The following is a 24335-nucleotide window of genomic DNA, read 5'->3' as shown; positions in this document are numbered from 1 at the left end:
TGCTATGAACTCCGAAAACGAAAATTATTCATCAAGAAATACCGCTAAGAAAGGAACTTTTGCCGAGCGCAAAAATCGACTAGGGAATATGGTTAGTGGCCTTGGTAAGCTACCTCCTCAGGCAGTGGATTTAGAGGAAGCTGTTTTAGGAGCACTTATGGTTGAAAAAGATGCGCTATCAACAGTTATTGATATTCTGAAAGTAGACACTTTCTATAAAGATGCGCACCAGAAAATCTTCGAAGCCATCGTCAACTTATTTCAAAAATCTTCACCAATTGACTTATTGACGGTTACCGCTGAACTCCGAAAAATGGGTGCACTGGAAATGGTCGGGGGAGCTTACTATATAACACAGCTGACGGACAGAGTTGTCTCTGCCGCTAACATTGAATATCATGCTCGTATTATATCTCAGAAGTATATACAACGAGAATTGATTAAAATTTCAACCGAAATTATAAACAATGCTTATGAAGATACTGCGGATATTTTTGATTTGCTCGACACCGCAGAAAAAAGTTTGTTTGATATAGCTCAAAACAATTTAAGGCGAGATACCCGCAAGATGGACGATATCATGCGGGAAGCGGTTAATAACTTAGAACAGTTACGCGACAGAACGGATTCGCTTACTGGAGTTCCCTCAGGCTTTACAGCATTAGATCGTATTACTTCGGGTTGGCAGCCATCCGATTTGATTATTATAGCTGCCCGTCCAGCTATGGGTAAAACGGCATTTGTTCTAACCTGTGCACGCAATGCGGCTGTGCTGCATGATAAACCTGTCGCCGTTTTTTCATTGGAGATGTCCTCTGTACAGTTGGTCAATCGCCTTATTTCCGGTGAAACCGAAATAGAACAGGAAAAACTCAAAAAAGGAACCTTAGCAGATCATGAATGGACTCAGCTCCACTCACGGATCGGAAAATTAACAGAGGCCCCTTTACTGATTGATGACACGCCGGCACTGAATGTATTTGAATTTCGAGCCAAATGCAGGCGTTTAAAAGCACAATACGATATACAGATGGTGATTGTGGATTATTTGCAATTAATGCATGGAAAAGCTGAAGGGAAAGGCGGTGGAAATCGTGAGCAAGAAATCGGTAGTATATCACGTGCGCTAAAATCGGTGGCGAAAGAGCTTAATATTCCGGTACTGGCCCTTTCCCAATTGAGTCGTGCAGTTGAAAGTCGTCCGGGAGCCTCAAAAAGGCCTATGCTATCTGATTTACGGGAGTCTGGGTCTATCGAACAGGACGCCGATATGGTACTGTTTTTATACCGACCGGAGTATTATGGCATGACGGAAGATGAAGAGGGCCGACCAACTGCCGGTGTAGGGGAAGTCATTATTGCTAAAAACAGACATGGTGAAACGACCATTGTACCGCTGAAGTTTGTCGGTAAATATGTTAAATTCCAAGATCTAGAGGAAGATTTCGGTGGCGGGTCATTTGCGGACTCAGGAACTATGACTGATGATAATCCTTTTTCTGCCGGTATGATGCCATCGTCAGAATTTGGGAATATGGGCGGAATCATTACGCGTCCCTCCAGAATGAACGACATGGATGACGAAGCTCCCTTCTAGTTGTCAAATAAGTAGTAGTTTAGTTGTTAAGTAGTCGGTTGCTATTTCCAACTTAACTACTTCCTTACCTAACTATTTTTCAGTTTAACTATTTCCTAAACTTATCTTGTAAACTCTTCAGCATATCTTCTGTGATAGGGCCACTTTTCTTCTCTTTAGCCTTATCTAAATGTTGATTACCGCTATAGGGTTTATTTCCCCCATAGGGCTTTGTTTTCGGCTGTATCGCTACATCTGAGGCATTTGAAGGTTTAACGTTAGCGCCTCTATTATGTTGTATATTGCGGAAATCGGTCCATATTTTTTCTATACAGCGCTTGGTATATAACGGAAAGTCACCTTGCATCATCCAGGAATAATAGCTTGGCTCTATCTTGAACACTTCCACTACGCTTTTGCCTTTATGCTTACCAAAACTGAAAACCTCAACGCCATTCTCATCGTAAATGATACGGCCCGCAAAATCAACCGGTCTATTTAAATTGGTAAATCGGTGAAGCGCGTCTACATCGTTCTTTACAGGTATCGATTTATTGCCGCTTTTGTCTTCCCATTCAACGCCGTCATAACGCTGCACTTGGGCTAACAACACTTCATAGGTAGCACGAACATCAGCTTCAGCACTATGGGCATTTTCCAAAGTTCTATCACAATAAAACTTATAAGCTGCTTTCAATGTACGCTGCTCCATTTGATGAAAGATATTCTGAACATCGACGAATTTTCTGTTTTCAATGTCAAAATTAATTCCCGCTCTTAGAAACTCTTCCATCAGAACAGGGATATCAAACTTATTGGAGTTATAACCGGCCAAATCCGTATCCTCCAAGAAATCAGCAATTTCTTGTGCAACTTGCTTGAAGGTTGGAGCGTCTTTGATGTCCTCGTCGTATACTCCGTGTAAAAGTGAAGAGCTTAATGGAATGGGCATCTCCGGATTTATACGCATGGTTTTTACCTGTTCACTTCCGTCTGGCATCGCTTTAAGGATTGAAATTTCTACAATTCTATCCGAAGCAACGTTTACGCCTGTTGTTTCTAAATCAAAAAATGCCAATGGGCGTTTTAGGTTTAAGATCATTTCTTCTTTTTTTATGAATTCCTAATTTACTTTATTGGTTGGTAGAAAGGGATCATGCCTGGTATATCTATTAGCAAGAACATCCATTTATCCAAAAAAAATGATGCCTAATACAATTCCTATAACCATGATCGCATATAGCAGTAATTCGTTTTTTGCAAACTGCTTATATTGCGTCCAAAAACCAAAATTCTCTTCGTCTTTCTCTTTCATTTATTTGACCGCTCCTGCTCTTTTGAAAGATTTGTAATACCAACCGTCCTTTAAATTGCTTATAATAACTCCCTTTGAGGTTGAAGCATGAACGAATCTGCCATTATGCAAATAGACTCCTACATGATTGATGCTCGAACCTCCAAAACTAAAGAAAACCAAGTCTCCTTCTTTCAGCTGCCTTTCATATTTTCTTTTAACGGCATTTGCTTGATCCTCCGAACTTCGCGGAAGACTTTTACCATAAATCTCACTTATCAGTATCGCCGCAAATCCCGAACAATCTATACCGTTTTTTGTTGTTCCTCCATAAGCGTAAGGAGTACCAATCCAATCGTTTATAAAGCGATAAAGCTTTTCATTTTTCAGTTCACTGGTTTCAACCCCCAATAAACCGGCATAGTCAGTAAGCAGGTTCCCTGAGCTAACATAAAATCCGGAAGTTCCTGAAACATCTGTTAAAATATCTCCCTTCTTTCGATGATAGTTTTCACGTTTTAGAACGGACGATGTAGCTCGCCGTCTGCTCAAACAGCTTGTCAACATTCCCATCAGTATAATCGCTAGCAAAATAAAGGTGATATTTTGAATCGGAAGCCGCATGTATTGTTGTTAATGTTCAACAAAAGATTCTACTTCTTCCACATCTACTTCTCCTTCATTGCTTATATTCAGCAGCCGAACGGTTTTTATTTCGTTTACGAGTAAAGGGTCGTATTTAGCCCGTACTTTAACATAATTCTTCGAAAAGCCGTGCATATATCCTTCTTTTACGTCACTTTCGAAAAGCACTTCCATCTCATTGCCTAACTGACTAACATAAAATGCCCGTCTTTTCTTTTCAGAAAGGATATGTAACATTTTGCTTCTGTCCGATCTGGCACTCCCCGGCACTGCCCCTTCCATTTGTGAAGCTATCGTATTTTCCCTTTCTGAGTAGGTAAAGACATGTAGATAGGAAATGTCTAGATCATTAAGAAATTCATAGGTTTGTAAAAAATCTTCCCGTGTTTCGCCGGGAAATCCAACAATGACGTCTACTCCTATACAACAATCCGGCATTAAACTTTTAATTCTTTTTACCCTTTCAGCATAGAGTTCTCGTTTATATCGTCTACGCATCAGCCCTAAGATCTTATTAGATCCTGATTGTAAGGGCATATGAAAATGGGGCACGAATCGCTTGGACGAGGCTACAAAATCGATGATTTCATTACTCAGTAAGTTGGGTTCAATGGACGAAATCCGAAAACGGTCAATCCCATCGACCGCATCCAACGCTTTCACCAAATCCAAAAAACGATCTTCCCGCTGGCCTTGCCTAATACCGAAGTCACCGATATTAACTCCTGTCAATACAATTTCCTTTACACCCGATGCAGCAATATCTTTGGCTTGTTTAACCAACGATTCAATGGTTCCACTTCTACTGGCTCCGCGTGCAAGTGGTATGGTACAAAATGTGCAAGAATAATCGCAACCGTCTTGTACTTTAAGAAAAGTTCTTGTTCTATCACCAAACGAAAAAGCCGGAACAAACACATTGGTTTCCTCAATAGGTGCATTATGTATAATTGCCTTTTTCTGTTTGGTTAAGTCGTTAATATGCTCAATGATATTGAACTTTTCTGCTGCGCCAAGCACCATATCAACTCCGGGAATTTCGGCTATTTCCCGGGGCTTTAATTGCGCATAGCAACCCACAATAGTAATATAAGCCTGAGGAGAATATTTCAAAGCCTCTTTTACCACTTTTCTGCACTTTTTATCAGCATTATCCGTCACCGAACAGGTATTGATAACATAAACATCCGCTCTTTCGTTAAAAGGCACAGTTTGATAACCTGCATCCTGAAAAATCCGTCCGATAGAAGAAGTTTCAGAGAAGTTAAGTTTGCAGCCAAGGGTATAAAATGCTACTCTCTTATCCATTTAATTAGTTTTTGCGTTCAAAATGCAAGATGAATGCTCCGTCAAATGCGCCATGAAAGTAAGGTCCATATCAATTCAATCTTACATTAAACAACTTTGTTGTGCACCTTAAACAAGGTTTTAAATTGTCAGCGGCAAAAATACGTTTTTCTTTAGGCTTATTATAGGAACTGTCTCAGTTTTTATATAAATGCAACTAGTTTCGATACAGTTATGACAAATATGAACAGCTATTTACAAGTAGTGCTATCGTTCTTCAAGACAACCGTACAGGCCGTCCTATAGCTTGCAAACAACGCACCGTAAACCTCGCGACTTGATTGGATATCCTCGCAAAAATAGCTAAGTTTGCAAGGTCTACAATGCATCTCTACAGGAAGTAACGTTGCAATGTATAATCAGGCATTTTCAATGGATACTACACAAATACTTCGAAGGGCGCTTAATTTTGAATTCTTATCGAAAGAAGAAGGTATATATTTGCATCAGTACGCCTCAACTGCTGAACTAAGTTATGTAGCCAACGAGCTTCGAAAAATACAAGTACCTCACGGAAAGGTTACGTGGCAAATTGACAGAAACGTAAATACAACCAATGTTTGTATTGCTAACTGCAAATTTTGTAATTTTTTCAGGCGACCCGGGCACGAAGAAAGCTATATTACGGATATAGATACCTACAAGCGAAAAATCGAGGAAACGATACGATACGGTGGAGATCAGCTGCTGTTACAGGGCGGGCACCATCCCGATCTTGGCTTGAATTTCTACACCAATTTGTTTAAGCAGCTAAAAGAACTATACCCGACCATAAAACTGCACTCGCTTGGGCCTCCGGAAATCGCTCATATTGCTAAATTAGAGAATATGAGTCATATCGAAGTTCTCCGCGCCTTAAAAGAAGCCGGTTTAGACTCGCTCCCGGGAGCCGGAGCAGAAATATTAAATGATCGTGTTAGACGTCTGATTTCAAAAGGCAAATGTGGCGGAAAAGAGTGGTTAGATGTAATGCGGGCCGCCCATCAAATTAATCTCCCAACTTCAGCCACTATGATGTTTGGACATATTGAGACCGTCGAGGAGCGTTTTGAACACCTTGTATGGATCAGAGAAGTCCAAAGCGAAAAACCGGAAGGAGCCTATGGCTTTATTGCCTTCATTCCATGGCCTTTCCAGGACGACGGCACGCTATTAAAGAAAGTAAGAGGAATCACCAATAATGTAAGTGGTGAAGAATACATCCGTATGATTGCACTGAGCAGGATTATGCTTCCCAACATAAAAAACGTTCAAGCCTCCTGGCTGACCGTTGGCAAACGCGTGGCGCAGCTCTGTTTACATGCCGGAGCTAATGATTTTGGATCTATTATGATCGAAGAGAATGTCGTTTCAGCTGCCGGCGCTCCGCATCGATTCACGTCGCGCTCGATACAAGATGCGATCAAAGAAGCTGGCTTCGAACCGCAATTGCGTACACAAAAGTATGACTTCAGGGAAATCCCATCAGGTATTCAAGAACAAATCATCGACTATTAATTAATAGGTTAACGTTTCATGGAGAACATCGTACAGCATATTGAGGCATTAATTTTTGCTTCTGAACAGAGCGTGGAATTTTTTGACATTAAGCAAATTATTCGAGATGCCTTAGACTTGGAGCTATCAAACGAGGACGTAGAAAATGCAATTAAGCTTATTGAATCAAAATACGCTGACAGCGCATTTGCCATTCAACTGTATCATATTAATAACGGCTATCAATTTTTAACGAAGAAAGAGTACAATAAAATTGTTAATCAACTTCAGATCCATCGATCTAAAAAGAAATTGAGTCAAGCTGCGCTTGAAACGCTGGCTATAATAGCTTATCGGCAGCCTATAACCAAGCTTGAAATAGAACAAATAAGGGGAGTGAGCTGCGACTATTCCATACAGAAACTATTGGAAAAAGACCTGATACAGATCAGTGGAAAATCTGAAGCTATTGGGAAGCCGCTCTTATATTCGACAAGCAAACTATTTATGGACTATTTTGGGATCAATTCAACGGCGGATTTACCGAAATTGAAAGACATCTTAACTGAAGAACAAAGTATAGGAGAATCAACGGAATAGCTTCCATTTTTTTGTATTATTTTTTCAATAAATTACTTGACTGTTTTAAAATCTTTGTAATTTTATCAGCACAAAACCAAACAATATAAAACAAGCGTAACTAGTAGAATTGGAAATGAAAACGCCAAAAAAGACAGACAAAAAAATTGGATCAAATAATCCAGCAAAAAAAGCGGGTAAATCAGGTATCAAACCTAATGATTCAAAACCAACAAGACGTTTTGACGATGAAGATGAAGATGACTTCGATTTTAATGATTTGGATAACTTTGACAATTTCGACAATTTTGACGATGATGACGACTATTAGTCTTGTAATCACCGTATTATAAAATATAAAGCACTTAGTATTTATGCTGAGTGCTTTTTTATTAATGTTTTGGGGAAAGAATGATAATCCAAGTAAACGACAAAAGGCAGGAAAAGCAGTTTCTAGATGTTCCTAAAAAAATATATAAAGATGATAGCAACTGGATTTGTCCATTAGATAACGACATACGCCAAATTTTCGATCCTCAAAAGAACAATTTTCATAAGCACGGAGAATGTGCGCGATGGTTATTGCTTAAAGATAATCAACCCATTGGAAGAATTGCGGCTTTCATCAACCATGAGAAGGCCTATAAATCAGAATGTCCCATAGGCGGTATCGGCTTTTTCGAATGTATTGATAACCAAGATGCAGCTGGTAAATTATTTGATACTGCAAAGAAGTGGCTAGCAGACAGAGGGATGAGGGGCATGGATGGTCCGATTAATTTTGGCGAGAATGATAACTTTTGGGGCTTATTAGTAGAAGGATTTACCCAGCCTTCCTATGGCATGAATTATCATAAGCCCTATTATCTAAACCTTTTTCTCAGTTATGGCTTCAAAACCATATATGAACAGATTACAAACTATTTAGAAGTTAATAAGCCATTTCCTGAACGTTTTACTCGGATTGCTAATTGGGTGATGGAAAAACCGGGTTATACCTTTAAACATTTCGAGAAAAACAACCTACAAGTTTTCGCAAAAGACTTCATGGAAATTTACAATGATGCTTGGGAAAACTTCGAAAATTTTCAGCCTATTAAAATGGAAACGATCCTCGAATCGTTCAAGAAAATGAAACTGATTCTAGACGAACGTTTAATTTGGTTTGCCTACATCAATAATGAACCTGTCTCATTTATTTTGATATTACCGGATGCCAACCAATTGATTAAAGACTTCAAAGGTAAAATGAATTGGCTAAACGGCATTCGATTTTTATTGAACAGACGTAAAGTAAACAGGATGAGAGCAATTGTGATGGGAACGAAAAAAAATTATCAAAAGCATGGACTTGAATCCGCTCTTTTCATAAAGCTGAAGGAATATGTCCTTCCTCTCAAGAAGTATAAAGAACTGGAACTTTCATGGGTTGGCGATTTCAACAAGGAAATGCTGGCTATCCATAAAGCTACCGGAGCCCAATTTGGAAAGAAACACGCTACATTACGATATGTGTTTTAACATAAGCACGTTTCCATCACTTAGCATAAAGCTTTCTTAATTCCTCGTAAAGTTCGATTACCTTCTTTTGTAATTCGATTACTTCGTTATTTCTTTCCTGCAACTTCTTATTGGCTGCTTCTAAGTCAGAGTTATATTTCTTTTGCTCATCAGCATCATTGAAATTCAAAAGCTGCACCACTGTCATGTCAAAAAGTTTGGCAATTTGTTGAAGCCTTGAAAGATTAATATCGGTTATACCGGTTTCAATTTTAGAAAAAGCAGGAATAGATATGTCTAATCTTTTAGCAACATCCTCTTGGCTCCACCCATTTTGATGTCTTAATAACCTTATTTTTTTTCCTAAAGATTTCATTCGTAAAAAATTTGTTTTTTAATGGCCTCATGACTGTCCCGGTAGGTAGAGTTCCGCACATGATCAAAATGAGTTATTATCACCATCTTTTTAATTTTCATTAATCATGTAGACATTTCATTCGACTATTATTTTCACGTGTGTTAGCTTGACCCATAGACAAAGAGTATACAAGAAGAAGTAGGTATTAACCAATTGTAGCACTTACTATATCAAATATATATATAATTTTTAAAAATTAAAAAACTTATCTGATAAGTTAACTAGATTTATACCGCCAAAATTCCCTGAACTCATGAATAGCACATTTTTACCTTGAGGATCCAATTGGCTGATATACCCTTCTAGATTCTGTGCATCGTTAAAATATATTATATCGTCTCTATTAAAGGCTTTCTTTATAGTTAACGCTTCGATTGGCTTAATATTTTTTTGTCTGAAAGAATTTTGATCAATAAATACAACGGCTTCATCAGCCTGTTTCATTGTATCAAAATATTCTTGTAAAAACTCCTCATTTAGGCTACTAAACGTATGTAGCTCGATAATCGCTACTAACTTACTATTCGGATATTGTTCTTTTACTGCATCTATGGACGCTCTAACTTTTGAAGGCGAATGTGCAAAGTCTTTGTAAACAACGCTTCCGGCATAATCCGCAACATACTCCAGTCTCCTTGCTGCACCCTTAAAACTACCAATCGCCTGATAAAAATCTTCTCTACTGATTCCTAACCACTCACAAACAGTAAAAGCGCCTGCCAAATTAGAAAGATTATGCTTTCCAAATATTTGTAAAGCGATCTCCCCTTTGGAAGTTTTAAGATAACTTACTCCCTTATTAATGGTAAACTCAGGCAGCTTATACCCATGTTTATTGATATTAGAATTGTTATTAGAAACCAGATTCTGCACTTCCTTATCATCTTTATTATATACGAGCGTACCCTTTTCTTCTATGCTTTCGATAAAGAGCTTAAATTGTTCGACATATTCCTGATAAGTTGGGAATACATTAATGTGGTCCCAAGCTATACCACTTATCAGAGCTATATTTGCGTGATAAAGTAAGAACTTAGGTCTTCTATCAATAGCTGATGCCAAGTATTCGTCTCCCTCAATAATGATTAACGGCGCATCCTTTGTGATCTTAACCATCGTTTCGAAGCCCTCCAGTTTAGCCCCAACGACATAATCAAACGATCTTCCTAACTCCTTGAGAACGTGCATAATCATCGAGGTGATCGTAGTTTTTCCGTGGCTACCTCCTACAACGACCCGTGTCTTGTCTTTAGCCTGTTCGTAAATGTATGCAGGGTAGGAATAAATTTGTAAACCTAATTCCTGAGCCCTGACAAGCTCCGGGTTATCTGCTTTAGCGTGCATACCCAACACTACAGCATTAATGTCTTCCGTAATCCTTTCAGGATGCCAGCCTAATTGTTCAGGCATTAACCCATTCTTTGTCAGATTAGTTCTTGAGGGCTCGTATATGAAGTCGTCGGAACCACTCACCAGATAGCCTTTATTTGCTAATGCTATGGCCAAATTATTCATAACACTTCCGCCAATAGCTATAAAATGGACACGCATGTTATTTTCTTTTATGGTTTTGTTCAAATTTTGCGGCAACCCAATGATCTTTCACTTTTTTCTCCAAAAATTTCAGATTCAGTTTAATAGCAGCTTCTTCCAGTTGTCGTAGATCGTCTCCTTCGTAAAAACCACTAAGAAGAAGCTGACCATGGGGTTTTAAAACCGCAGAATAGGTCGGCAACTGATCGAGCAATATATTTCTATTGATATTGGCAAGAATCAAATCATATGGTTCTTGCGGAATTACTTCCTTTGATCCACAGTATATCTTTATAGCGGGGACCTGGTTTAGCTCAATATTTTCTTTTACACTTTCATAGCAAACGGGATCGTAATCAATTGCCACCACCTCCTCTGCACCTATTTTGGCAGCCAAAATCGCGAGTATACCGGTACCACATCCCATATCAAGTACACGCTTTCCTGCTACATGGCTATCCAATAAATACTCCATCATGAGTGATGTCGTTTGGTGATGCCCTGTACCAAAAGCCATCTTCGGATCTATAATAATCTCATATTCAAAATCGGGTTTAGGTGCGTGAAAGGTAGCACGAACATAACAGCGCTTATCAACCGTGATTGGCTCAAAGTTGCTTTCCCAAACTGCATTCCAATTTTTCGGACTAATCTCCTGAACGCTATAAGATACTTGAAAGTTTTCCGGCAAGGTAAGTAGTAAATGCTCAATAGCAGCCAGGTCCAATGAAGCACTAGCGATATACGCTTTAAATCCTGAGAGCGTATCCTCAAATGTATCAAATCCAAGAGCGGCTAGGTCATTAATAAACAGGTCCTGTTGCCACTCTTCACCTCCCACACAAACAAAAGTAAGTTCACTATAGTCCATATTATCGAAAAAAAAAGGTCTCCACATTTGATCAATCGGAAACCTCTTTGAAATGATAGAATTAGTTAAAAACCTTTACTATATCAGTAAAGTCTCTTGATTTTAATGAGGCACCGCCAATTAAGCCACCATCGATGTCAGGTTGTGAAAATAAATCCGGAGCATTTTTGGGATTACAGCTTCCCCCGTATAGCACACTGGTTTCATCCGCTACAGCTGCACCATATTTTGCTTCAATCTGCTTTCTAATGAAAGCGTGTACTTCCTGTGCTTGCTCCGGGCTTGCAGTCAATCCGGTACCAATTGCCCAAACCGGCTCATAAGCTAGGATTATTTTAGAAAAGTCGCTTGCCGACAGATGGAAAACACCTTTCTCTAATTGCGTTTTGATAACATCAAAAAAATCACCGGATTCGCGCTCTTCTCTTGTTTCGCCTATACAAAAAATCGGGATCAGGCCATGTGTAAGTGCTATATTTACTTTCTGTGCCAGTAACTCGTCAGATTCGCCGAAATAAGCCCTTCTTTCAGAATGCCCTAATATTACATACTCCGCGCCCGTCGAGCGTACTTGCTTTGCTGATATTTCCCCTGTGTATGCACCTGCATCTTCCTGATGTATATTCTGAGCACCCACAGACACATTTTCACTCTCTTTTGCTAAAGAAGCAATACTATGTAAATGGATAAAAGGACTGCAAACAATTATTTGCTGATTACCAATAACCTCATCTTTTACCATGTTAGCCACTTCTGAAAACAGGCTTATTCCTTCTTGGTAATCCATGTTCATCTTCCAATTACCGGCAACAATTTTTTTTCGCATGATTGATTAAATTTTGTTATTTCTTTGTTTTATTGTTATCTCAAAAACCTTACGTAAGATGGATGCTTCAATAGGGTCAAATTTACAATTACGCCTAGCAAAAACCAACTCTGCGGTCTCAAACATTTTCTCTAATTCATAAACACCTGCATTTTCTCCCGCGCCCCAAGAGAAATCGGGCACAAAGGTAGGTGGCACTTCGCCTCCAAAAATACTTGCAGCAACGCCAACTACTGTTCCGGTATTGAAAGCTGTATTAATAGCGCACTTTGCATGATCCGCCATTATCAATCCACAAAACTGCAAACCCGTGTTGCGGTAAGCATCCGTTCCGTAATGATATAGTTTTACGTTCTTATAGTTATTTTTTAAGTTTGAATTATTGGTATCTGCGCCCCAATTACACCACTCGCCCATAACACCACTGCCAAAGTATCCTTCATGTCCTTTGGATGAATTTCCCCAAATCAAACACGTATTTAATTCTCCCCCAACACGGCAACCCGGGCCAACAGTTACATTGCTGTATATCTTGGTACCTAATTTAACCTGCGAATTTTCTCCTAAAGAAAAAGGTCCACGAATCAAAGCCCCTTCCCATATCTCACTATTTCTCCCGATATAGACGGGTCCTTTCAGCGTGTTTATGGTACAACATTCAGCCGATGCACCTTCCTCCAGGAAAATGGCGTCACCCAGCAACTTAACTGTTGAACTTATATTTGCAGAAGTTCTTCCCTTGGTTAATAGGTTAAAATCTTTTATTATTTCCGCTCCATTTTGTAAAAAGATATCCTCCGGATAACGGATAGCAGTATAAGCCTGCCTATAAACAACCGGTTTATAAGCAGCAAAGTCATTGACGCAAGCTTCAGCTAAAGCTCTTATATCTGTTTTCGCGGCTATAAATTGTTTGTTTTCAATTAACTTTTCACCTACTTTAAGCCCATCAAGTGCGGCACATAACGTTGCATCGGGGCAAATACCTCCATTAATGATCAAGACATCTCCCACTGTTATTGATAAAGGATATTTCAGTTGCAGATAGTCGGCGCTGAGATACGAAACCGATACGTTCATCCACCTCGTCCATTTTTCAGCAATAGTTAACGTTCCGACTCGGAAATCACCTATAGGTCTGGTTAAGCTTAAAGGATAGAGATTAACGCGTTGTTCAGGATTATCATATAAAACAATGTGCATAAATTCAAAAATTAGTGGTTTGGTGCTCCGCTAGTATAGGGCTAAAAATAAAAAAAGTCCCGATAAAATACCGAGACTCTGTTTTATTATTAAACCGATTTTACTTTTTATTGTAACGGTTACGGAACTTATCAATACGTCCTGCAGTATCGACCAATTTCATCTTACCAGTATAAAATGGGTGCGAAGTGTGGGAGATTTCTAGTTTTACCAAAGGATATTCCTGACCATCTTCCCATTGGATAGTCTCTTTCGTGTCGATACAAGACTTAGTTATAAAGGCATAGTCGTTTGACATGTCCTTAAACACCACTAGTCTGTAGTTTGATGGATGCAAATCTTTCTTCATTATGATAACCGTTTACTAACATCTTGCCCCTTTGTCATTTTACAGTCGTGGTAAATAATATCAAGGGTTAACGATGTATATATTTTTAATTGTTAATTTCGTTTAAGGCTGCAAAGATAGTTATTAAAACAAATCAAACAAAATATATCGACTAATTTTTCCACATTACTAAAAATCAGCCGCTATTTTTCTTTTCCACGCAATGAGCAGTTTGGTCATCCTACTGTATCGTTTTAAGCCCTCAGGCTGATTGTTTAGCTGCAGATATTCATTATAAAACTTGGAACTGGCATGGGTTAAAACACCATCGAACCGCCGCCAGTAAGCTTCTTCTTCCTTTGCATCATTCAATACAGCGGGATCAATCAATTTCAACATATTGAAATATGCATCTCTATCCTGAAAGGCGAGCTGGTTAAGCAACATAAAGACGGCATTATAATAGGCTGCGTATTGAAATAGCAGATCCTTGCTTTCAGTACACAATATAAATCCGATTAAATTAGCTTCGTCTTCAAAGCCAATACCGGCCTGATGACCAAGCTCATGGCAGGCTGTAAAGGGTTTTGAAAAGATCGGCATTGAGGTGTTTACTTGTGCTTCCTGAGTAAAAGGATTGAAATATCCCGCCACACCGGTATAATTTACTTGAAGATTTGTAATGGGACTTTTAATTGTTGGCAGATAACTAAAAATGTAGGGTTGGAGCGTACTATTGCTTGCTATAAGATTTTGAGCTTTTAGAAAAATTGCTTCGTTTGATATTTGCAGATCGGTTTCTTTCAATTGTTTCCTAAAAGAATTGGCCCTTTCGATACATAAAGCAGTAACTTCTAAAAGCTCACAAGATTCTCCGATTTCCATTTGCAGTCCCATCCTTTTTTCAAGCGGTAATCTGAAATAATTCATTCCCCAGAAAAGATAAAAGCAGACCATTAAAACAAAAACCATGTTTAGAGCCTTTAAAGCACGTACAAGAGCTGTCGAATAATTTTTTCGAAAAAGGTTGACAACTATTGTGATCAAAAAGACGAGAAAGACCAAAATGCCGAGAAGGTACAAGCAATCGCCTAAGCTAAAAGGAATCCATGCCGTTATAGATTGTCCGACAATAGCAAATACCGGGAACAGCTTCCCACTGTAGAATCGCTCTACGAGGCTATTATACGTTGATAGCCACCAAAAAAGAACCAGCACGGCAACGAGCACTGTACTTCGCCGAATTTGCTGAACGACTTTTTCCCCCATTCTTAAAACGCGCTAATTAGCTCTCTTGGTCAAAGTAGAGCTTATAAAAATGCTTGCCTCTTTCTTCATCAAAACCTTTCTCAATATATTCCCGTTTGCCGTGGATATAGACATGAAAATTTTTATCTAACTTTAAGATAGATTTGAAAATCTTCGATTCCTTTTTAACTGCTTGACCGGAAATTTCGAAACCGTCTCCTATTGTTAGGTCGTGCATCTCTTCAAAGTTTGCTTTATAATCTCTGAACATTGTGATAGCTGCCGGATTACCTAGTACTTCTTCTGTAAACTCATCTAGCTGAAAGACTTCCTTTTCTTTAAAATACGCGGCCGAACGGTTTAACAGATCAATCTTGTCTGCCTTTTCCATTTCAAAGGCTTCTTCTAATTTCTCGTTTACAAAAGCTTTACAAACTTGCATTAGATTACCTGTCTGATGAAAACTGTCATTTCTGACAGTTACTTGCATGAAGTCATCTTTCCAATAGACCGCCTCATTTTGTCGATTCGTTTGGTCTACCGCCAACACTTTGTAACCTTCTTCTTTTTCTGTATCAACAATTAAACAACCTTTATCCAATTTGTGTATGTTGATGGCTTCTTCTTCGTAATCTACTTTAAAAGCGCCATGCTCCGGATACACTTTTAAATAGGTTTCTTTCGTCTCCGATTTAAAGATGCCAACACCTCGAAGTCTCTCTCCTTCCAGCTGTACTTCTTCGAACTGCACGACATAGACCTCTCCTGCTTTTATTTTCGGATGGCTGGAAGACTCGTACAGATGCTTGGTAACCTGCTGGCTCATTGAATGAAAGTCGAGCTCCCCTTCAAAGAATAGGTGCACAAAATGATAAAGTTCATTCAGCTCCCGTTCACCGCTATTATGGCTCAATCGATACACTTCATTCACTTTCTCGAAAGGCGTTAGAAAATATTGCATTAACAGTTTCTGCAATAGCTCGTCCTGAAGAGTTAACGGTTGTTCCGAAAGAATGTAATGCTCATCTAAGGCCTTATTTCCTACACGATGGATAGATAGTTGCGTTAAAGAAGCTTCAAAGAATGATAACATAGTTTTTTGATAAGACGAGGACAAAAATAGTATTATTCTTTTTTCAAGAAGAAACGATGCATAAATAACAGCTGATAAGCTATGCTGTTCGACCAATATTCCCAATTATGGGCACCAGGTCTCGTTATATAGTCGTGTTCTATATTTCTATCCATCATTTTCTTATGAAGCTGTTCATTAACGGTATAAAAAAAATCAGCCGTTCCACAGTCGATAATAATAGCCAACTTATCAGGCATTAGCAGATGTAGTAAATTAGTAACGGTATGTTCTTCCCACGATTCGGGATGTTCCGACAGAGCCCCTAATCGTTTTGATAAATCCCAATTAGCAGGAAACGGCCGAATGTCAACGCCACCTGACATACTTCCTGCCGCACCAAATAAATCTTGGTGTCTGAATGCTAAATAAAGCGCCCCGTGCCCGCCCATGCTTAGCCCTGTAATTGCTCTGCCATTACGAGATCTTACCGTCTTATACTTCTGATCGATAAAGGGTATTAATTCCTTCACGATATAAGTTTCATACTTGAATTGCGGGTCAATTGGACTATCTAGGTACCAGCTGCTGAAACCACCATCCGGGCAAACAATGATGTATTGATAATTATCCGCTAGTTCTTGAATAGCCGGTACTTTTGTCACCCAGTCAGCGTAATTGCCACTGTATCCATGAAGCAAGTAGACAACGGGCAGCGCCTTTTCTCCATTATATACTCGTGGTGTTATAACAACTGCTTTGATCGTTTTCTTCATTGATTCACTTGTAGTAAGAACCGTATCAACTTTCGCAGCATAGGCTGTGAAGACAAGAAAACAAAAACTTAAGGATAAGAATATTCTATGCATATGTGATAATTTTAATATAATTTATCGATAGCCGCTTTAAAGGTATTGCAATGAGCGTCAACAATATCTTTAATATGTGTGGAGTATCCACCTCCCATACTGACCTGTACAGGTACTCCGAAACGCCTACAATATTCAAAAACGATTTCATCTCTTGTCTTGCATCCCGGTTTACTTAGCGATAGCCAACCTAATTTGTCTGTCTCCAGAACGTCCACCCCTGCCAAATAAAATACGAACTCAGGCTTCACCTGATTAAATAAGGCTTCTAAGTTCTTTTCAAGAATCCCTAAGTACTCTTCATCTCCCACACCCTCCGGTAAACCGATATCCAAATCGGAATGCTCTTTTCTAAACGGAAAATTACGTTGACAATGCATTGAAAAAGTAAAAACGCGTTGCTCACTTTTAAATATATCAGCCGTTCCATTTCCTTGATGCACGTCCAAATCTATTATCAATATTTTTTTCGCCTTCTTTTGCGATAAAAGATAATGAGCTCCAATAGCCTGATCGTTCAATAAGCAAAAGCCTTCTCCCCAATTGCTTCCGGCATGATGAGTACCACCGGCTATATTGAACGCAATTCCATCTTGTAACGCATGGTCGCAACACTCAATAGTCCCCTGAACAATACTGATTTCCCTATATACCAGCAGCTTACTTAAAGAAAAACCTGTTCGCCTTATCTCTTTTGTGGAGAGATTGAGGTTTTTAAGTTTCTCCCAATAAGTGATTTGATGGGCCAACGTAATATAATGTTCGTCTACCTCATGAGGCCTAAAAAAAGCGTTTGGAAGTACGGTCCCCTCATATACAAGCTGTTCAGGTATTAATTCATATTTCAACATCGGAAAACGATGTCCGACAGGCACAGGATGAACATACAGTGGATCAAATGCAATCTTCAGCACTTTAATTTAATTGACAAACTTAAAAAGCACTAAAATAGTAAAATCGGTGAACTACAAAATAATTGGATCAGAATCTTACTTTCTGCTTAAAAAAGTACGCTTCTGTGTGTTGGAATAATTTAGAATGCTTCGTATAATAGCCAATAGTATAAGAATAATCCCGAACGCGCCTACATAAATTAACGAATGAAAATAAGGATCTGCCTCTTCAAATCGTTTCATTAAAATCCCGTATATGCCCCATATAATAATCAGCCCGTAAAATATGTTGTGCTTAAAATAGACAGTAACCGTTCCTAATACAGCTGCTGTCAGCAATAGAGCATAACTTACGTAAAGATCTACTGCCGGATTTGCTAGCCATCCTAAAGAAACCAACCATGCCGCAAAATTGGCTAAACAAGCAATCGTTATCCAGCCAAAATAGATACTCAAGGGTAATTGGGTAATAAAAAGTGAAAGTTTTCCCTTTTGGGGAATCAGCAATTGAAGGCGTTTGGCCATATAGTATAAAGTAAAAAGCTGAACCAGTAATAATACAAGTGATAACCCTGGTATATCGTTTAACCAAGTATATACCCAGGTTGCAATAGCCAGTTGATTGATGCTAAAAGAAAAGCCAATTTGGAAAACCTCTTGATTCGTTACAAATTGTTGCTGTTCCGAAAAAGCTTTTATCAAATGAACGATCAACATGAGGAACAGAGCGGTATAAATGACAGACCAAATAGAGAAAGTGAACGCGGCCGGTGTTATTCCGGATTCATATTTAGCAGACATTTCGCCCATCGTGTATCCACCGATGTCTCGTGTTTGGCCTAACATGGATATTAGAAATGCGAAGCAATAACTAATGAAATTAATAATCGCCAACTGCCTAATGTAACGCATAACAAAGAGTCTTTTATACGCTAACAAACAGACCCGTAGAAAGTTCAAATGGCTTACGGTAAAAGGGCAAGTAATTGTATCAGGTATCTCTCGTCTATTTCATCAAAATCAGCCAATCGTTCACTATCAATATCAAGCACACCGATAACATCCCCACCCTGTCGCCTTACAGGCAATACAATTTCTGATTTTGAATAGGAACTACAGGCGATATGGCCGGGAAACTGATCTACGTCAGGTACAATCAATACACGGTTCTCTTTCCAAGCTGTGCCGCAAACACCCTTACCCATTTGTATACGTGTGCACGCTACCGGCCCTTGAAATGGTCCCAACACTAATTCATTATTTTTAATTAGGTAAAAGCCGACCCAAAAAAAATTGAATTGTGCTTTAAGTGCCGCGGCCATATTTGCCAAATTGGCTATTAAATCTTGTTCGCCTTCTAGCAAGGCCTCTACCTGTGGTAACAAAGATTGATATTGACTCTCTTTTGTGCCTTTCGCTATAACTAAATCTTCTGCCATGTTTGTTTTTGCTTTCTTTTCGGCACGAAATTATTTATTTTATGCTGCTTTCCCTAGAGAGGACTGCTATCTAAAAGCAATATTTATCTTAGCCCCCGTTATATTCTCAATCATTGGTTTAAAAATAATAGAAGCATTTTCTTTCGTCTTACCTAAAACATTCATCTCCTGCGCATTTTTCAGCAAGCGCTGCTCCGCCAATTGATAAATACCTTCAACTAGATTCTGCGTATCACCCGGTAACCACGCTCCCGAGATATCATAAACTTTGGATCGCTTATGATCCAAACGCACATAACAGATCTCGGGTTCAGGCAAATAGATAGTTACCGAATCCGAGCCATTTCTAATAATATCTTCTTTCTTTACTTTTCTCAAGTCTATACAACCGGCCACCTCTCCTACCGCTATGAAAAGCACACGCTGATCGGGAAAAAAATAACGTAATTCTTTTCGTTCAAGGACATCCTTCATTGAATATTTAACCAGCTCTAATTTGCCAATATCGGTAATGCGCTCAACCATTACATCGTCCGCCACCTGTACTTTTGAAGGTCCCAGATCAAATTTGTAATAGATAAACCACCCCGATACTAAAAGTACCGCAATTAGCAACAAAATAACGATAGTAGAAATTGTTTTCCTCAACATACTTTTTAATGCTTGAACAATTGTTAACCTAAAAGGTTTAATAACGCATTAGCAATCATATCTCTTGTGACTATAGGATTGCATTATCCCGCCGCCATACGGTTTATAACTTATCTAGCTCTGTAAAACCGTTTTAGTAAAAAAGAAAAATGAATAAATCTACAAGCGCAATTTCTTTCTTAGCATATTTATCACTAATATTGAATTCTATATAACTTCAGAAAGCTAAACAAGACTACACTATAAATCGGATGAAAAGAAGAGCAGCAATCAAAAGCCTTTTTATCATAGCAGGAGGTATTGCTATTTTACCGTCCTGTTCGGGAGAGGCTGGAAAAGCATCCATTCAGTTGAACAACTTGGATATCAATGCTAAGCAAGAGGATCTGTTAGCTGAGATTACAGAAACAATACTTCCTAAAACAGAAACTTTCGGATCCAAAGAGCTGAATTTACATCTCTTTGTGTTAAAGATGGTGGATGATTGCCACAATAAAGTGGATCGAGATAGCTTTGTCAAAGGACTTGATCGCATAGATATCCTGGCAAAAGAAAAATTTTCAAAAGAATTTACAGTATTATCAGCTCAACAACGCACACAGTTATTACAATACATAGCAAGTAGTGAAAAGGAAACCGATGAACAACGTTTTTACGATATTACAAAAAAACGAACAATTCAGGGTTTCTTAAACTCTCAATATGTAATGAAAGATCTGAAGCAATATGAACTGATTCCCGGGAGATATAATGGGTATGCCAAAGTAGAAGAATCAACTGATAAATTAAGCTAAAGGAAGTACAAATGTCAAACATAAATATTGATAGCATAAAGGAACGTACATTTGATGCTATTGTTATCGGCTCCGGAATCAGCGGGGGCTGGTCAGCCAAAGAATTAACGGAAAAAGGGTTAAAAACGCTGGTGTTAGAACGTGGAAAAGATGTCAAACATGTGGTAGATTACCCCACCACCAACATGTATCCTTATGAATTTGAACACCGGGGCGAGGTTCCTTTAGCAATCCAAGAAGCGGCACCTATCGTAAATAGATGTTATGCTTTTCGAGAGGATGCTATGCATTTTTTCGTAAAAGATAACGAGCACCCATATGTACAGGAAAAACCTTTTGATTGGATTCGAGGCTATCAGGTGGGCGGAAAATCTCTTTTGTGGGCACGACAAACGCAACGGTGGTCCGACTATGATTTTGAAGGCCCTGGCAGAGACGGTTTCGCAGTAGACTGGCCAATCCGATACAAAGATCTAGCGCCATGGTATAGCTATGTCGAAAAATTTGCCGGCATTTCCGGAAATCGAGATGGTCTAAAAGAGCTACCGGATGGTGAATTTCTTCCTGCCTATCCACTAAATGCCGTTGAGGATTATTTTAAGGGTGTCTTACAAAAGAAATATCGCGGCCGACATGTTATCAGTGCACGTTGTGCGCACTTGTCTAAACCCAACCCCATCCATATAGAACAAGGTCGGGTACAATGCCAAAACCGGGTTCTTTGCCAACGTGGATGTCCGTTCGGCGGTTATTTTAGCAGTAATGCTTCCACGCTTCCATGGGCACAAAAAACTGGGAACCTAACATTACGGCCATTCTCAGTCGCCCATTCCATCATTTATGATGAAGAGAAAGGTAAAGCAATAGGGGTCAAAGTTATCGATGCGAACACAAAAGAGGAAATAGATTATTTTGCAAAGATCATTTTTGTGAATGCAGCCGCCCTAAATACAAACCTTATTCTCCTAAATTCGACGTCAAACCGCTTTCCAAATGGTTTAGGTAATGACAGTGGCCTATTGGGAAAATATGTAGCCTTTCATAACTACAGCGCAAGGATCAGTGCCGAATACGATGGAATGAAAGAATATAAAACAGATGGGAGAAATCCAGCCGGTGGTGGCTATATTCCTAGATTTAGGAATGTTCATAAGCAGGAAACGGATTTTATTAGAGGATATGCAGCAGGATTTTCCGCTTACCGGTCACCTAACCGCGATATGTCGGGTTTAGGAGTAGATCTTAAGGAACAACTATTAAACGCTAAACCGGGCCCTTGGCGTGTTGGGTCTCATATGATGGCTGAAACCATTCCGAAAGAATCAAATTATGTAGCTTTAGACAGTGATAAAAAGGACGCGTGGGGCATTCCGCTGCTTAAAATAGCTGTTGATTATGATGAAAATGATGCAAAAATGAAAGCGGATTACATTGAGCAAATGACCGAAATGTTTACTACCGCCGGTTTCACCAATATACAAGCAAATACAGCCGGACAAGCGCCTGGCTTAGATATCCATGAAATGGGTGGAGTACGGATGGGAAGAGACCCCAAGACTTCTTTGCTCAATAAATGGAATCAGCTTCACCATTGCAAAAATGTTTTTGTTACAGATGGAGCGTGCATGACTTCCACATCTACTCAGAACCCATCGCTTACCTACATGGCTTTCTCAGCTAGAGCGGTTGATTTTGCTGTTAATGAAATGAAAAAAAATAACCTGTAAAAAAATTTGTTGGGGCACGTCGCCTTATATTGCAGCGCTTCTGCCCTAACAGATCATCTCTCCTCCATTGGCTACTTTTAAACCTTCCTGAAAACTTTCTGTCATAGTACTAAAGAAAATAATTTCGTAAGGTTAAAAAAGCAGACGATGAAAACACTGAATAATATACGCATATTACTTTTTTCCCTTAGCTTTATATTTATTGTTGGCTTTGGTAAAAAAGTAAATGCACAACCTGGAATAACTGTATCATTCCAGCAGTTTTACGACGAACTTTCGCCCTATGGAGAATGGATCGATGATCCTGACTACGGATATATATGGGTACCGAATGTCGATCCCGATTTCCAACCTTATGCAACCAACGGCAGATGGGTAATGACGGATTATGGTAATACCTGGGTATCTAATTATGATTGGGGCTGGGCACCATTTCACTATGGAAGATGGAACTATAATAGACGATTTGGATGGTGCTGGGTACCTGGTTATGAATGGGGGCCCGCATGGGTAAGTTGGCGATCAGGAGGTGGTTACTATGGCTGGGCTCCCTTAGGCCCCGGTGTAAGCATCGGTATAAACATTAACATTCCCTCTTCATACTGGATTTTTGTTCCGCAACGCTATATCTTAAGTACTTCCATACACCGCTATTACGCCCCGAGAAGAACCGTTGTAAACGTTTATAACAGAACAACGATCATTAACAATACCTATGTATATAATAATCACCGATATTATTCCGGTCCAAGAAGAAGTGATATTCAACGCATTACGCGATCTTCTGTACCGGTACATCGTATAAGTAACGCAAGTAGACCAGGGTCAGGAAGAATAACAGGTCGGTCGCTGGAAATCTATCGACCAAATGTAAGTAGAAGCAATCAGGCAAGACCAGCTAGGATAACTTCCGCTGACAACATTCGGTCGAGTGCAAATAGATCGAATGATAGAAAGACCGATAACTTTAGGGGCGGATCAACGACTAGGCCATCTAGTCGAAACGGAAATATAGCGAACCGGGCATCGGGTCGTATAGAGAGAAGTCCATATATTAACGGAAATGAGAAGACCGAAAGACCAAATCGTTCGAGCGTTGGGCCGTCAAGAAATCCTAGTAGCGAAACTCGGATAAGGGAAAATCGCTCGCGTATACAAGAGGCGCCAAATAACATAGAACGACCTGGAAGAGTGAGAAGCAGTGCCGGCAGTGCCCGATCTAACGGAGACAATGCACCAGGCGTAAGGCGTTCTGAAAGACAACAGCACACACGACCAAGTGGTCCTTCCAGAATGCCAAGAAATGAGCAACCACGGATCCAGAGGAGTGAACAACCGCGATCGAACGCTCCCTCAAGGAGTGAAAGGCCCTCTAGAGGCCAAGATCGCCCGGAAAGAATTTCAAGAAATATCAGAGGATAAAAAACAGAAGGCCCGCATATCGGGCCTTCCTATTTAGGGTTTAAATCGTTCAAGTATACGTTTGCCGGTTTTAACCTCAATACCTTTTAGCTCAATATATTTAACGTCAGGCTTCCAAAAAGTTCCGCCATCACCGATTCGGATAAATATTCTCTCAAGTACGGATTCCTTACCATCAATATTTGCGTAGACACGATAGCTTCCTTTTGCGTCCTTCTTTAATTTCAGTGGTAACTTGCTATATGCAACGGAACGAACGTCATAGCTACCATCGTTCAATTTTTTCGTATTAATACCGTAAGCAAATTTTCGCTGAATAAAATTTAATTCCTTTCGTATGCCCCCTTCCGGATAACGGATCCAAAAAGCATGAATCGGGCTACCTAAATCGAGTCGACCACCTTTATCCACATTTAACGCATAACAAATGGTATTTGTGTTGGGGTCCCGCTGTATATAAAACAGCAAATGTTCCACATCCTTAGGTATAGGAAATGAATCGATATAAGCATGCGTATCTTCATATGCTGCCGTAGAAGCATAAGTATTGGGCGAGTATGTTGCCAGCCCAACACCCAAAAGAAGTGCATAAAACAATGATTTAACTATATTTATATTCATAAA

Annotated in this window: 26 protein-coding genes; 8 read left to right on the top strand and 18 right to left on the bottom strand. The window is 39.4% G+C overall.

The features are described from left to right. The first annotated feature begins 4 nt into the window (after window positions 1–4). Window positions 5–1597 (top strand): replicative DNA helicase, encoded by a 1593-nt coding sequence (gene dnaB, locus FKG96_RS13090; RefSeq protein ID WP_013666321.1) that lies wholly within the window; start codon window positions 5–7, stop codon window positions 1595–1597. A gap of 88 nt (window positions 1598–1685) precedes the next feature. On the opposite strand, the gene FKG96_RS13085 is transcribed toward dnaB, so the two are convergent. From FKG96_RS13085 to mtaB, 4 genes are all read right to left on the bottom strand, one after another. After that, the gene (locus tag FKG96_RS13085; RefSeq protein ID WP_013666320.1) at window positions 1686–2678 is read right to left on the bottom strand and encodes a 3'-5' exonuclease; all 993 of its coding nucleotides are present in this window, start codon (window positions 2676–2678) and stop codon (window positions 1686–1688) included. An 87-nt stretch (window positions 2679–2765) separates the two neighbouring features. Next, complete coding sequence (locus tag FKG96_RS27095; RefSeq protein WP_256377661.1) at window positions 2766–2891, bottom strand: hypothetical protein; 126 nt, start codon at window positions 2889–2891, stop codon at window positions 2766–2768. After that, window positions 2892–3494: an NlpC/P60 family protein gene (locus FKG96_RS13080; protein ID WP_130857377.1), complete on the bottom strand. Its 603-nt coding sequence runs from the start codon at window positions 3492–3494 to the stop codon at window positions 2892–2894. It lies immediately after the preceding gene. Between the two features lie 9 nt (window positions 3495–3503). Beyond that, the gene (mtaB, locus tag FKG96_RS13075; protein WP_130857376.1) at window positions 3504–4823 is read right to left on the bottom strand and encodes a tRNA (N(6)-L-threonylcarbamoyladenosine(37)-C(2))-methylthiotransferase MtaB; all 1320 of its coding nucleotides are present in this window, start codon (window positions 4821–4823) and stop codon (window positions 3504–3506) included. 411 nt (window positions 4824–5234) lie between these two features. Here mtaB and mqnC point away from each other — a divergent pair, with 411 nt between their 5' ends. The 4 genes from mqnC to FKG96_RS13055 all read left to right on the top strand — a co-directional run bounded on the left by mqnC (window position 5235) and on the right by FKG96_RS13055 (window position 8438). Further along, window positions 5235–6359 (top strand): cyclic dehypoxanthinyl futalosine synthase, encoded by a 1125-nt coding sequence (gene mqnC / locus FKG96_RS13070; protein ID WP_041387426.1) that lies wholly within the window; start codon window positions 5235–5237, stop codon window positions 6357–6359. 18 nt (window positions 6360–6377) lie between these two features. Then, window positions 6378–6938: an SMC-Scp complex subunit ScpB gene (gene scpB, locus FKG96_RS13065; protein ID WP_013666316.1), complete on the top strand. Its 561-nt coding sequence runs from the start codon at window positions 6378–6380 to the stop codon at window positions 6936–6938. A gap of 115 nt (window positions 6939–7053) precedes the next feature. Then, window positions 7054–7248, top strand: coding sequence for a hypothetical protein (locus tag FKG96_RS13060; RefSeq protein ID WP_013666315.1), 195 nt, complete (start codon window positions 7054–7056; stop codon window positions 7246–7248). Window positions 7249–7328: 80 nt separating this feature from the next. After that, window positions 7329–8438 carry a hypothetical protein gene (locus FKG96_RS13055; protein ID WP_013666314.1) on the top strand — a complete coding sequence of 370 codons (1110 nt, stop codon included), beginning with the start codon at window positions 7329–7331 and terminating at the stop codon, window positions 8436–8438. Between the two features lie 16 nt (window positions 8439–8454). On the opposite strand, the gene FKG96_RS13050 is transcribed toward FKG96_RS13055, so the two are convergent. The 13 genes from FKG96_RS13050 to FKG96_RS12990 all read right to left on the bottom strand — a co-directional run bounded on the left by FKG96_RS13050 (window position 8455) and on the right by FKG96_RS12990 (window position 19768). Beyond that, window positions 8455–8793 (bottom strand): helix-turn-helix domain-containing protein, encoded by a 339-nt coding sequence (locus tag FKG96_RS13050; protein ID WP_013666313.1) that lies wholly within the window; start codon window positions 8791–8793, stop codon window positions 8455–8457. A 231-nt stretch (window positions 8794–9024) separates the two neighbouring features. Next, the gene (murC, locus tag FKG96_RS13045) at window positions 9025–10386 is read right to left on the bottom strand and encodes a UDP-N-acetylmuramate--L-alanine ligase (RefSeq protein ID WP_130857375.1); all 1362 of its coding nucleotides are present in this window, start codon (window positions 10384–10386) and stop codon (window positions 9025–9027) included. A gap of 1 nt (window position 10387) precedes the next feature. Continuing rightward, window positions 10388–11239, bottom strand: a complete 852-nt coding sequence (gene prmA, locus FKG96_RS13040; protein WP_130857374.1) for a 50S ribosomal protein L11 methyltransferase — start codon at window positions 11237–11239, stop codon at window positions 10388–10390. Between the two features lie 61 nt (window positions 11240–11300). After that, window positions 11301–12065: a triose-phosphate isomerase gene (gene tpiA, locus FKG96_RS13035; RefSeq protein ID WP_013666310.1), complete on the bottom strand. Its 765-nt coding sequence runs from the start codon at window positions 12063–12065 to the stop codon at window positions 11301–11303. A gap of 6 nt (window positions 12066–12071) precedes the next feature. Continuing rightward, a complete protein-coding gene (locus tag FKG96_RS13030; protein WP_130857373.1) occupies window positions 12072–13268 on the bottom strand; it encodes a putative sugar nucleotidyl transferase in 1197 nt (398 codons plus the stop codon). A 100-nt stretch (window positions 13269–13368) separates the two neighbouring features. After that, complete coding sequence (locus tag FKG96_RS13025; RefSeq protein WP_013666308.1) at window positions 13369–13617, bottom strand: type B 50S ribosomal protein L31; 249 nt, start codon at window positions 13615–13617, stop codon at window positions 13369–13371. A gap of 168 nt (window positions 13618–13785) precedes the next feature. After that, the gene (locus FKG96_RS13020; protein WP_013666307.1) at window positions 13786–14865 is read right to left on the bottom strand and encodes a DUF3810 domain-containing protein; all 1080 of its coding nucleotides are present in this window, start codon (window positions 14863–14865) and stop codon (window positions 13786–13788) included. A 16-nt stretch (window positions 14866–14881) separates the two neighbouring features. Continuing rightward, window positions 14882–15937, bottom strand: coding sequence for a nucleoid-associated protein (locus FKG96_RS13015; protein WP_130857372.1), 1056 nt, complete (start codon window positions 15935–15937; stop codon window positions 14882–14884). A 32-nt stretch (window positions 15938–15969) separates the two neighbouring features. Next, complete coding sequence (locus FKG96_RS13010; RefSeq protein ID WP_013666305.1) at window positions 15970–16785, bottom strand: alpha/beta hydrolase family protein; 816 nt, start codon at window positions 16783–16785, stop codon at window positions 15970–15972. An 11-nt stretch (window positions 16786–16796) separates the two neighbouring features. Continuing rightward, complete coding sequence (locus FKG96_RS13005) at window positions 16797–17699, bottom strand: histone deacetylase (protein WP_130857371.1); 903 nt, start codon at window positions 17697–17699, stop codon at window positions 16797–16799. A 75-nt stretch (window positions 17700–17774) separates the two neighbouring features. Beyond that, window positions 17775–18590, bottom strand: a complete 816-nt coding sequence (locus FKG96_RS13000; RefSeq protein ID WP_130857370.1) for a hypothetical protein — start codon at window positions 18588–18590, stop codon at window positions 17775–17777. Between the two features lie 53 nt (window positions 18591–18643). Further along, window positions 18644–19117: a GAF domain-containing protein gene (locus tag FKG96_RS12995; RefSeq protein WP_130857369.1), complete on the bottom strand. Its 474-nt coding sequence runs from the start codon at window positions 19115–19117 to the stop codon at window positions 18644–18646. A gap of 66 nt (window positions 19118–19183) precedes the next feature. Further along, window positions 19184–19768, bottom strand: coding sequence for a DUF4230 domain-containing protein (locus tag FKG96_RS12990; RefSeq protein ID WP_130857368.1), 585 nt, complete (start codon window positions 19766–19768; stop codon window positions 19184–19186). 251 nt (window positions 19769–20019) lie between these two features. Between FKG96_RS12990 and FKG96_RS12985 the strand changes: the two genes are divergently transcribed. The 3 genes from FKG96_RS12985 to FKG96_RS12975 all read left to right on the top strand — a co-directional run bounded on the left by FKG96_RS12985 (window position 20020) and on the right by FKG96_RS12975 (window position 23711). Further along, window positions 20020–20562 (top strand): gluconate 2-dehydrogenase subunit 3 family protein, encoded by a 543-nt coding sequence (locus FKG96_RS12985; RefSeq protein ID WP_013666301.1) that lies wholly within the window; start codon window positions 20020–20022, stop codon window positions 20560–20562. 11 nt (window positions 20563–20573) lie between these two features. Further along, entirely contained in the window at window positions 20574–22289 is a 1716-nt protein-coding gene (locus FKG96_RS12980; RefSeq protein ID WP_130857367.1) for a GMC oxidoreductase, read from the top strand. A gap of 147 nt (window positions 22290–22436) precedes the next feature. Continuing rightward, complete coding sequence (locus FKG96_RS12975) at window positions 22437–23711, top strand: DUF6600 domain-containing protein (RefSeq protein WP_130857366.1); 1275 nt, start codon at window positions 22437–22439, stop codon at window positions 23709–23711. Window positions 23712–23744: 33 nt separating this feature from the next. On the opposite strand, the gene FKG96_RS12970 is transcribed toward FKG96_RS12975, so the two are convergent. Continuing rightward, window positions 23745–24332, bottom strand: coding sequence for a DUF4833 domain-containing protein (locus tag FKG96_RS12970; RefSeq protein ID WP_130857365.1), 588 nt, complete (start codon window positions 24330–24332; stop codon window positions 23745–23747). Window positions 24333–24335 lie beyond the last annotated feature (3 nt).

The organism is Olivibacter sp. LS-1 (genome assembly GCF_008245145.1).
Classification (GTDB): Bacteria; Bacteroidota; Bacteroidia; order Sphingobacteriales; family Sphingobacteriaceae; genus Olivibacter; species Olivibacter oleidegradans.
Note: the sequence above shows the minus strand (reverse complement) of the source record. Positions and strands in the feature narration are given on the sequence as shown.